This window comes from Treponema sp., assembly GCF_051883275.1.
Classification (GTDB): Bacteria; Spirochaetota; Spirochaetia; order Treponematales; family Treponemataceae; genus Treponema_D.
Genome location: NZ_JBJETK010000048.1, coordinates 1 through 3,010 on the forward strand (window position 1 = coordinate 1; position 3,010 = coordinate 3,010).

Sequence of the window (3,010 nt, forward strand, 5' to 3'; positions counted from 1 at the left end):
TACTGAAAATTATTGTGCGTACGCACATTTTTTTTCAGTATACAAAGAAGTTGTGTTTTTGACTATCCGCCGAACGCGGAGTTATCTGTGGGACTTCATTTCTTTTAAGAGTGCGATGACGGATTTTTTGTCGTTTTCGGAGAGGGTGTTGAAGGTTTCTGCGACAAAGCGCGTTTCTGCCGGAATTTGCGGTGTTTTTTCCGTTCCGCCTGTTACAAGATATTCCACCGAAACGCCAAGCGCGCGGGCGATTTTGTATGCGACATCTGCCGGTGGCATAGATGGATTTTTAGTTGCAACATACGTATATAATGCCCGTTCGGCTACTCCCGATTTTTGAGATAGTTCTTTATAAGATAATCCTGAATAATCAATTTCTGATTTGAGATGTTTACTGAAATCCATCACTTTAGACTACAAGATTGTGAAGTTTTCTTGTTTGACAACAACTAAAAAACGAAGTAATATTTCAGAATAACTACGTAATATAGTAGTTATAATTAAAAAATACTGCTTTATTTTTCAAAAAGGAAACCGCTCTCAATGTCCCTTTTTTCAGAACTTCAGAAAGCATCGTCAGAAGAAGACGTAAAGGACGCGTACATAAAGGCACTGCGCCTGAAAAGCTATCAGAAAAACCTCATCGACATTCAGACAAAGGAAGTCTGGTTTGAGGCAAAAGTCGGCTGTAAAGTTTCAACATACGCAATGTTCACGCAGCTGTGTTTTTACGTGGCACAGGCATTAAAAGAGGGTGAGGAAATTCCGCCGTTCCTGTGCGTGATAGACAGCGTAAAAGCCGCCATAATGGAAACTCAGACAGTCTATTCGCTTTTAAACGACAAGTCAGTCAAAATAAAATGGGGAAAGTCCGCAAGCGACGTAACGCAGGAAGCCCTTGAAGTCGTTTCACAGTACATCGGTACGCATTTTGTTTCGTTCAGAATTGAAACGCAGGAAAAAGAATTCATCGACACTGTTCAGAAGGCGATTGCAACCGGCGAAATTATCCGCACGCAGATTACGCCCGACAACTTGAAGCAGGTGTTTGACCGCTGGGTAGAAATGATAGGGCGCGAAATCAAGGGAATAGAGCCGGAAAACTACTGCCTTCTGTTTTTTGCAGACATTATGAGCGACGGAACTGTAAGTACGCACGAAAACCTGCCGGCAGAACTTCTGCACAGGAACAACCGCCCGACTTTTCTTCTTGACGGCAAACTGTACGAACTTGGAAACTACGACGGCTACAGGAAATTCTGGGCAATCTACAACCGTCCGCCGGAAGCCGAATACCGCAACTATCTTCTGGAACGGCGCGACAGCCTTATTCCTACGGACGAGCGCAGTTTTAAGGGCGCATACTTCACGCCGCTTCACGTTGTAGAAAAGGCCTACGAACTTTTGAACAGGACGCTAGGAAAAAACTGGCAGCGCGACTACATCGTGTGGGATATGTGCTGTGGAGTTGGAAATCTTGAAACAAAACATTCCAATCACCGCAACATTTTTATGAGTACGCTTGATCAGGCGGACGTGGACGTGATGAAAGCCGCAAAAACCTGCCGTGCCGCCACAAGGTTTCAGTATGACTATCTGAACGACGACATTACCGACGACGGAAAAATCGACTACACGCTTACGGAGAAAATTCCGCAGAGCCTTCGCACCGCCATCGCCGAAGCCAAAGCCGGAAAAGATGCCGCCGGAAAACCTGCGAAAAAAATTTTAGTGCTGATAAATCCGCCGTATGCGGAAGCGACAAGTTCAGATAATATAGAAAATGGTGCAGAAACAGGTGCTGAAAAAACAAATGTTGCTAAAACAAAATTTGCAAAATATGGAATGAATGAATACGGAAAAGCTAGCAATGAACTGTTTATGCAATTTATTATTCGTATTGCAAAAGAAATTCCTAATGCAACATTGGCTATATTCAGTACTTTGAAATATGTAAATTCACAGACCTTGAATGTTTTTAGAGAAAAGTGGAGCGGAAAATTTTTAGACGGTTTTGTTTTTCATTCAAAAGCGTTTGACGGTTTGAAAGGTGATTTTCCAATCGGTTTTTTAATTTGGAAAACAGGAATGAAAAATATAGAATTTCCATCTGAAATTTCCTGTGAAGTTCTTGATAAAGATGCAAATCCAATCGGACAGAAAGAATACTATAACATTGAGAATGAGAAACTTTTAACAAATTGGATTGAAAGACCTAAGCCGAATGATGAGCAGGTAATTCCATTGAAAAATGCGATTACGCCAGCCACAGCAACGAGGGATTTACGAGGTACAAAATGGTCTGACAATGCAATCGGATATTTTTGGTGCAATGGCAATGATATGCAGCAGGCTGCAAGAACTGCATTATTTTCTTCTGGCTTTAACGGTGGACACGGATTATTTATTAACAAAGAGAATTTATGGCAAGTTTCCGTTGTTTTTTCCGTTCGCCAATTAGTTCCACATACTTGGATAAATCACAATGACCAGTTCCTTAAGCCAACATCTGAACTTTCCGACGAATTCAAAACGGACTGCCTTGTTTGGATGCTTTTCAACGGCAAAAATCTCACCGCCGGCGCAGACAATCTTGTGTGGGATAACCGCGAGTGGAGCATAACAAATCACTTCATTCCATACACCGAAGACGAAGTAGACGCGCCCGACCGTTTTGAAAGCGATTTTATGGTGCGCTACATAGAAAAACTGCCGCACCTTTCCGGCACAGACTCGCCGTTTTCTTGCGAAGCGCGCGCCGTCCTTGAAGAAGGCAAAAAACTGTGGCGCGCGTATTTTTCTGCCACCGACGAGCGCACCGTCCGCGACAAATACAAACTGAACCGCAGTGATGCCGGCTGGTATCAGATAAGGGGCGCGCTCAAATCCCGCAGCGAAAGCGGCGATTTTCCGCCCGTAAGTTTTTCCGCCTTTGAAACCGCTTACCGCACCCTCACCGAAAAACTGCGCCCTCTCGTGTACAAATACGGCTTTCTGCGGTAGGGACGGC

General features: G+C 43.8%; 2 protein-coding genes. One reads left to right on the forward strand and one right to left on the reverse strand.

The window, feature by feature from the left end; all coding sequences use genetic code 11:
* Nucleotides 1–81 precede the first annotated feature (81 nt).
* Nucleotides 82–405, reverse strand: a complete 324-nt coding sequence (locus ACI4L0_RS08185; protein ID WP_273314266.1) for a helix-turn-helix domain-containing protein — start codon at nt 403–405, stop codon at nt 82–84.
* A gap of 138 nt (nt 406–543) precedes the next feature.
* Here ACI4L0_RS08185 and ACI4L0_RS08190 point away from each other — a divergent pair, with 138 nt between their 5' ends.
* The gene (locus ACI4L0_RS08190) at nt 544–3,003 is read left to right on the forward strand and encodes a hypothetical protein (RefSeq protein WP_439799680.1); all 2,460 of its coding nucleotides are present in this window, start codon (nt 544–546) and stop codon (nt 3,001–3,003) included.
* The last annotated feature ends 7 nt before the right edge of the window (nt 3,004–3,010 follow it).

Bases quoted from the DNA above. Each gene is read 5' to 3' on its own strand.
- ACI4L0_RS08185 (WP_273314266.1), bottom strand. From the start codon at position 405: ATGGATTTCAGTAAACATCTCAAATCAGAAATTGATTATTCAGGATTA.
- ACI4L0_RS08190 (WP_439799680.1), top strand. From the start codon at position 544: ATGTCCCTTTTTTCAGAACTTCAGAAAGCATCGTCAGAAGAAGACGTA.